Genomic DNA, 7,280 nt, shown 5'->3' with positions numbered 1-7,280 from the left:
TACACAAACTAGAGTAGAATAATTAATTATTCAAAATAGAACTCTATGAGCAGGAAATGTTATTTGGTAACGAATAACGCAAGTAAAATTTATATATTTATAACTTTTTATAAGTTTTATGCAACGGAACAGATTGACAAAATAAATGAATACAGTAAAAGAATTCCTATTTTCCGTTCAGCTAACATGTCCATAGGAATAAATGTTATAAACAATGTACTAAGAAATATAAGTGCTCTACTTTATGAAGATTTTGATATAGAAATAATTGAAAAACATCACAATCAAAAGGTAGATGCACCAAGTGGTACTGCCCTTCTTTTAGGAGATACCATAAGGGAATCCATAAAAGAAGAAACTGAATATAAATTTGGCAGAAGTGGAATTTCTAAAAGAGAAGAAAAAGAAATAGGTGTTCACGCTATAAGAGGCGGTTCTATAGTTGGAGAACATGAGGTTATATTTGCAGGTAATGGAGAAATTATAGAGCTTAAACATACAGCTCTTTCTAGAGAAGTTTTTGCAGTAGGAGCTCTTAAGGCATGTAAGTTTATATGCGGAAAAACTCCAGGACTTTACTCCATGGACCACGTTTTAAGTACAAAATAAATATAAATTGCGACGCAATTTTATAATTGACAATGGACAATTGACAATGGACAATTGACAATGGACAATGAATGAAGTTTTTCTTACAGAAAAACTAAAATTTTAAAAGACCTAAACATAGAATTTATCTATATTTAGGTCTTTTTCTGTTTTTAATTTTAGTTTTGCATTAGCAAAACATCCATAATTGTCAACTGTCAACTGTCAATTGTCAATTATAAGAATGTTGCGTCGCAACATTCTTACATGTTGTATATAAACTTTTCAAGTCCGTCTAATGCTTTTTCTAATTCTTCCCCACTATAGCAATAAGAAATCCTAATATATCCCTCTCCACCTTTTCCAAAGGCAGATCCTGGTACTATAGCAACACCTTGCTCCTTAAGAAGCCTATCACAAAACTCTTCACTGGATATATTAAATTTTTTAATAGAAGGAAATAAATAAAAAGCTCCTTCTGGCTTAATTACTTCTAACCCCATATTTAAAAGACTATTATATACGTAATCTCTTCTTTTCTTAAATTCACATTTCATATACTCTACATCTTCCATGCAATTTCTAAGTCCTTCTAAAACTCCGTATTGACTTATAGATGTAGCACAAGACACATTGTATTGATGTACTTTAATTATGCTATCTAATATATTTTTATAAGCACATACATATCCTATTCTAAGTCCTGTCATGGAGAACATTTTTGAAAATCCACCTACAAAAATTATTTTTTCCTTTATATCTTCATAAGAAGCTATAGAATAATATTTTTCATTAAAGCATATTGAACTATATATTTCATCAGTTATGACTAAAATATCATTTTCCTTTATCAAGGTATATATTTCATTTCTTAATTTTTCTGTAAGCACAGCACCTGTAGGATTAGATGGATATGATAATACTAATACCTTAGGTTTTTCTTCCCTTATTATCCTTTTTAAATTTTCCATATCAATATTAAACTGTTCATCTAATTTGAAATTTAAAACTGTTCCACCTAAAAGATTAACGCAACTTTCATAAGCAGGGTATGCTATAGAAGGTATTAATACCTTATCTTTAGGATTAATTACCGCTGCAAAGGCCGCATATAATCCTTCACTTCCTCCTACAGTTACACAAACCTCATCTGAATTATAATTTATATTTAAAGTTTTTAAATATTTACTTATTTCTTCTCTTAATTCTTTAATGCCTGCATTGGGTGTATATGTAGTTTTATCTTCATTTATGGCCTTTATCATAGCCGCTTTTACCCCTTTAGGAACTTTAAAATCCGGCTGGCCCAATGTAAGAGAAATAACATTTTCATATTGCGATACCTTATTAAAAAACTTTCTTATACCGGAAATCTCTATCTTATTTACATTTTCAGCTATAATTTTTTTCAATACCTTCACCTCTAATTTGCATTTTATTTAGAACCATATACTTTAATACTGTACCCTTCTATAATGAAGTATACAAATTTATTTACACAATACGCTATACTTATTATACAATATCTTTTTTTGATTTATAATGTAAAATTTAAAATGATTGTTCAATATATTAATTTGGTATATTTTCTCTTTAAATTGAAGATATTATTTATTATAATGGTATGATAGAAGAAAGTATATTAAAAAATATAATAAAGGAGGTGAATCGTTAGCGAAACTTATTTTTATAAGTTTTGTATAACGTTATTAAAATGTCTTACAATTTAACGGATCCATATGAATTAGCCAGGTATATAAAAGAAGCTGAAAAATCCACCCCTATAAAAGCATATATTAAAGGAGACCTAAGTCAATGTTCTTTTGATAATATAGAGGATTTTTCTAGTGGCAATTTACATATACTATTTGGTGAAAGTGAAAACATATCTAAATTTATAGAAAAAAATAAAGATAAGATAGAAAGCATAAAAATTGAACAGGATAGAAGAAATTCCGCTATTCCCCTTTTAGACCTTAGAAATGTAAATGCTAGAATTGAACCAGGTGCTATAATAAGAGACAAAGCCCTTATAAAAGATAAAGCTGTTATAATGATGGGGGCAGTTATAAACATAGGTGCTGAAATTGGTGAAGAAACTATGATAGATATGAATGCTGTAGTGGGCGCTAGAGCTCAAATAGGACGCAAGGTTCATCTAGGAGCCGGAGCAGTTGTGGCTGGGGTTTTAGAACCACCTAGTAAATCACCATGTATTATAGAAGATAATGTTTTAATAGGTGCCAATGCAGTTATTTTAGAGGGAGTAAAGATAGGAAAGGGTGCTGTAGTAGCAGCAGGCTCGGTAGTTGTAAGCGACGTACCTGAAAATGTAGTTGTGGCTGGTTCCCCTGCTAAAATAGTAAAAACAGTAGATGAAAATACTAAAAATAAAACTCAAATATTAGATGATTTAAGGAAATAATAAAAATAAACCCACTATGCCAATTTATTTGTATCTAGTGGGTTTTTCCTTGTTTAAATATTAAATAGCGTCTTCTTCTAAATCGTTTTCACTGCTGTCAATAACTTCATTTTCACTATTTACTCTTTCCATTTTAGATATAGAAACCTCATAAGCTACTTTACTTATAACTTTTTCTTCAGATACTTTCTTTTGATACTCTCTACTTTGCAGTCTTCCCCAAATTCTTATATTATCTCCTATTTCTAAAGTCTTACAAAATCTTGAATTTCTTCCCCATGCTATAGTAGGTATATAATCTGATTTATTATATGGTCTATTTACTGCTAAAAGCATATCTGATATTTCTCTTCCAAAAGGAGTAAGTCTATATATAGGTTTTTTACAAATATACCCATCAAGAAATATCATATTTGGGTTTTTGCTTTTTTCCAAGCAATACCTTACATCTCTAGCGAAAACCGTTAATATAAGTCTGTTAGCTCCATCTACGTACTTATTGTATGATCTTAACTGCCCCTCTACACATAATTGACACCCTGGTTCTAAATTCATGCCTGTTATAAGTCTTTCTGAAACAGTAATATTAAGAATGTCTCTTGAATTACTTAATCGTGGAACTTCTAATATAAAATTATAGAAGCCTTCTCCATACATCTCATGGCTAAACTCTAAATCATTAGCCATAGTTCCCTCCAAATATATTTTGTTGTTCATCATTAAATTGTCCATCACAATCCCTCTTTCCCCTTAGTTTTTATGTTTTATACACTATAAAATATTCTAATATTTTCTATATTATTACTATTTATATATAAAAATTATTTTTATAGGAAACTTTATTGCCATTATAATACAAATCACATATATTTTACAATACATCATTCAAATTTTAACTGTATTTTTAAAAAAATGAAAGTTGTTTTGCATATTATTTAAGAAAATAAATGATTTCATTTACTAATTTGTTTCCCTAGGTAGTCTATATAATAATTCTCTTTATAAATCAAATCTCCTGCCCTTACAAAATTATATCCATCATTTTGCAAGTTTTCTATTATCCTAGCTAAATTTTTAGGAGTATACTTAGCATTATTATGAAACAATAATATGGATCCTGGCTTAACTTTTTTCATAACCCTACTATACTCTATATCACTTCCCTGTTCTTTCCAATCTATGCTGTCCACATCCCATTGAATACAATAATGCTTATTTTCCTCCACCGTATTTACTGCTAAATCATTATACGCTCCTGATGGACATCTAAATAACTTAGGTAATTCTCCAGTTATTTTCATTATCTTACTGTCACATAGGTGGATTTCCTGAGTTATTCTCCCTTTTGATACTTTTGTCAAATCAGCATGGGTATTTGAATGATTTCCTAATTCATGTCCCCTTTTAAATATTTCTTCTGCTTTTTCTGGATAATCATCTATCCATTTTCCTACTAAAAAAAATGTAGCTTTTACATTATATTTATCTAATATTTTTAATATCTCCTCAGTATTATCTTCTCCCCAATTGGCATCAAAAGTTATAGCTACTTTTTTTTCCTTTGTATCCACTGAATAAATAGGTATTTTTTTACCTGTATTAAAACAAGTTGCCTTAGATTTCAAAAAATAAGTTATAATAAATAAAATTAAAAAAACAAAAAATATAATTAAAAATATTCCTAAAGGATTATTTCTAATTTTTTTTAAACTAGACATACAAGACCTCCAAAGTTCAGCTTTTTATTTAATCTATATTCAAATTATAAAATTAATATGAAAAACTCTTTATAATTTTTTGCTAAGTAGTAAAATCACCAGTTTCTATCTTTTTATCTTTTATGTTATAATGATTATAGTTATCTAAAAGGGAGGCTGATATTATGTTTGATGATACCCTGGAATTAGCAGAAAATAAACTACTTTTATTATATATATTAGAAAAAATTCATCTTCCTATATCTAACATGCAGCTTACAAATATAGTACTAGAGAATAATTTTATGAACTATTTTAGCCTTCAACAATATCTCTCTGAATTACTATCTTCTAAATTTATAGAAGAAACAGAAAAGGATAATAAACACCGACTTAATGTAACTGAAAAAGGCTCTAAGGTTTTATCATTATTTCAAAAGAGAATATCTGTTGAAAAAATTAGTTCAATAGATGAATATTTGCAAAAACAAATGAGGGATATAAAAAAAGAATTAACTATAACTGCTGATTACACCATCGAAAATTCTGATAACTTTATAGTAAATTTAAAAGCTTCAGAATCTGACTACACTCTTATAGACATAAAAATTGGTGTTCCCTCAAACAAACAAGCTAGAGAATTATGCAGCAAGTGGAAAACTCATTCTTCTACCCTATATAATAAAATAATGGATCTGCTTATAAATGAAGAAATTTAAATTAAAGTCATTCCAGTGGGCTCTCCACCTATGGATATGACTTTTTTACTTTCACTTGCCACATTTATTTTCATAAGTAAATCATTATAATTATCTCCTACATATAAATAATTTTTTAATCTCATTATTCCTCTAGGCATGCCACCAACCCGTATTACTTTAATCTCCTTAGCATTAGCCATATCTACAATACTTACACTGCCATCTCCAAAGTTAGAAACATAGCAAAACTTAGTATCTAAAAACATATCTACAGGGCTATTTCCCACTTTAACTCTATTTAATATTTGGAAATTTTTTAATGATATAATAGCAATACTCCCCTTAGAATTTAAACCCAAATTACTCTCACAAACATATATATAATCTCCATTAGGCGAAAAAATTGCCTTTGTAGGATATGCTCCAACTCGTATATTTTTAATAACCTTATTATCTTTGCAATCAACCATAGTTATACTATCATCATTCATGTTTGCTATTACCATTATATTTCTTATTTTGTCTATATGCATGCTATGAGGTAAACTACCACATGGAATTTGAGTTTCTATTTTCTTTTCCTTCAAATTAAAAGCTGCCAAAATATTCGAGTTACCACATATAACATAAGCTGTATCTTTAAAAATCCTAACATCATTACAATGCATTCCTATAGTATAATTTTCTATATTCCTTTTGTTATTTATATCCACGATACTTATACCATTGGTGTAGTTATTAGCAGTAAAAATACAATTATTACATATACAAATTCCATGAGGACCAACTCTTTTAAAATCATTTTTTAATAAAATCTTATCTGCCTCGGTAAATGTATCCAAATCTACCTTTGAAATAGAATCTGATGAAGTATTACATACATATAAATATTTCAAACTTTTCACCCCCTTATAATCATATATTATGGTGAAGCATAGCATTTTGGTAATAACATAATCCCATTTCTTAATTAAAATTTATAATTTACTATTTTACCTAGACAAATTATTTTATCTAGACAACTACCACTTAATAAAATATAATTTTATCTGTACATGTTTATAAACTGTGTATTATGCTATTATGTATATTATTTAAGATTGCATTAGCAAAAAACACTAAATTGGCATAAGTTCAATATAATATTGACTTTACGGGAGGCGATTCTATGTTTAATTATTTAACACAAGGAGTATGTTCTAGGGAAATAAACTTTGACATTATAGATGGAAAGGTTACAAAGGTTTCCTTTATAGGTGGATGTGATGGAAATTTAAAAGGCATCTCTAAACTTATAGAAGGCATGGATGTAAATGAAGCTATAAAGAGACTTGAAGGAACTACTTGCGGTTCAAAATCCACATCTTGTCCTGATCAATTAGCTAAAGCACTTAAAAAGCACAATTTTTAAGAAAATTGTGACGTAATGGCATAGGAAAAATTAGTGGGCCAAAATTAGTGGGCTAGTGGACTAGAGGACCAGAGGGCTAGTAAAGGATAATTTTTCTTCATTGCATTACGAAAAATTTTAGAATGTAAGAAAGATAGCTAACACAATTTCACGTTGTGAAATTGTGTTAGCTATCTTTAGGACTTAAATTAAATCTTTTATTGGCGATAGCCAGACTAAATATATAAATATCAGATATCAAATATCAAATATCAAATAATGTGGATTTTCTTCATTTTATTCAGAAAATCTTTAATTTATAAATAAAAAAGCGCTTATAATCTTTTAGGCGGAGCCTTTCGAAAAGTTATATGATACTTATTAAAATAAAATAGTAATTAAAATTCGATTCATTTTACCGTAAGGCAATTGTTTGTATAAATCTTAGTTTGTAGAGTAGAAAAGGTAAGAAGTAATAA

7 protein-coding genes and 1 pseudogene are annotated in these 7,280 nt (G+C 28.4%); 4 read left to right on the top strand and 4 right to left on the bottom strand.

Annotated features, from left to right (window positions below; genetic code table 11):
* Positions 1–117: 117 nt before the first annotated feature.
* Positions 118–609 (top strand): annotated as a pseudogene (dapB, locus tag FGK85_RS01685) (4-hydroxy-tetrahydrodipicolinate reductase); the annotation flags it as partial.
* Positions 610–851: 242 nt separating this feature from the next.
* On the opposite strand, the gene FGK85_RS01680 reads toward dapB, so the two are convergent.
* Positions 852–2,000, bottom strand: coding sequence for an aminotransferase class I/II-fold pyridoxal phosphate-dependent enzyme (locus FGK85_RS01680; RefSeq protein ID WP_138203154.1), 1,149 nt, complete (start codon positions 1,998–2,000; stop codon positions 852–854).
* 302 nt (positions 2,001–2,302) lie between these two features.
* Here FGK85_RS01680 and dapD point away from each other — a divergent pair, with 302 nt between their 5' ends.
* Positions 2,303–3,013 carry a 2,3,4,5-tetrahydropyridine-2,6-dicarboxylate N-acetyltransferase gene (gene dapD, locus FGK85_RS01675; protein WP_138203153.1) on the top strand — a complete coding sequence of 237 codons (711 nt, stop codon included), beginning with the start codon at positions 2,303–2,305 and terminating at the stop codon, positions 3,011–3,013.
* A 60-nt stretch (positions 3,014–3,073) separates the two neighbouring features.
* Here dapD and FGK85_RS01670 read toward each other — a convergent pair whose 3' ends face one another.
* Together FGK85_RS01670 and pdaB are read right to left on the bottom strand one after the other, a co-directional pair.
* Positions 3,074–3,745 (bottom strand): single-stranded DNA-binding protein, encoded by a 672-nt coding sequence (locus FGK85_RS01670; protein WP_171011298.1) that lies wholly within the window; start codon positions 3,743–3,745, stop codon positions 3,074–3,076.
* A 221-nt stretch (positions 3,746–3,966) separates the two neighbouring features.
* Entirely contained in the window at positions 3,967–4,731 is a 765-nt protein-coding gene (pdaB, locus tag FGK85_RS01665) for a polysaccharide deacetylase family sporulation protein PdaB (protein WP_138203149.1), read from the bottom strand.
* Between the two features lie 164 nt (positions 4,732–4,895).
* Here pdaB and FGK85_RS01660 point away from each other — a divergent pair, with 164 nt between their 5' ends.
* Positions 4,896–5,429, top strand: a complete 534-nt coding sequence (locus FGK85_RS01660; protein WP_138203147.1) for a DUF4364 family protein — start codon at positions 4,896–4,898, stop codon at positions 5,427–5,429.
* On the opposite strand, the gene FGK85_RS01655 is transcribed toward FGK85_RS01660, so the two are convergent.
* Positions 5,426–6,307, bottom strand: coding sequence for a YncE family protein (locus FGK85_RS01655; RefSeq protein ID WP_138203145.1), 882 nt, complete (start codon positions 6,305–6,307; stop codon positions 5,426–5,428). The two genes, FGK85_RS01660 and FGK85_RS01655, sit on opposite strands and share 4 nt — an antisense overlap.
* Positions 6,308–6,579: 272 nt before the next feature.
* Between FGK85_RS01655 and FGK85_RS01650 the strand changes: the two genes are divergently transcribed.
* Complete coding sequence (locus FGK85_RS01650) at positions 6,580–6,822, top strand: TIGR03905 family TSCPD domain-containing protein (RefSeq protein WP_138203143.1); 243 nt, start codon at positions 6,580–6,582, stop codon at positions 6,820–6,822.
* The last annotated feature ends 458 nt before the right edge of the window (positions 6,823–7,280 follow it).

The organism is Haloimpatiens lingqiaonensis, from assembly GCF_901447495.1.
In the GTDB taxonomy this organism is placed as follows: domain Bacteria; phylum Bacillota; class Clostridia; order Clostridiales; family Clostridiaceae; genus Haloimpatiens; species Haloimpatiens lingqiaonensis.
Note: the sequence above shows the minus strand (reverse complement) of the source record. Positions and strands in the feature narration are given on the sequence as shown.

What these genes read in the sequence shown, in the direction of transcription:
- FGK85_RS01650 (WP_138203143.1), top strand. Translation starts at nt 6,580, where the DNA reads ATGTTTAATTATTTAACACAAGGAGTATGTTCTAGGGAAATAAACTTT.
- dapD (WP_138203153.1), top strand. Translation starts at nt 2,303, where the DNA reads ATGTCTTACAATTTAACGGATCCATATGAATTAGCCAGGTATATAAAA.
- FGK85_RS01660 (WP_138203147.1), top strand. Translation starts at nt 4,896, where the DNA reads ATGTTTGATGATACCCTGGAATTAGCAGAAAATAAACTACTTTTATTA.
- FGK85_RS01670 (WP_171011298.1), bottom strand. Translation starts at nt 3,745, where the DNA reads ATGGACAATTTAATGATGAACAACAAAATATATTTGGAGGGAACTATG.
- pdaB (WP_138203149.1), bottom strand. Translation starts at nt 4,731, where the DNA reads ATGTCTAGTTTAAAAAAAATTAGAAATAATCCTTTAGGAATATTTTTA.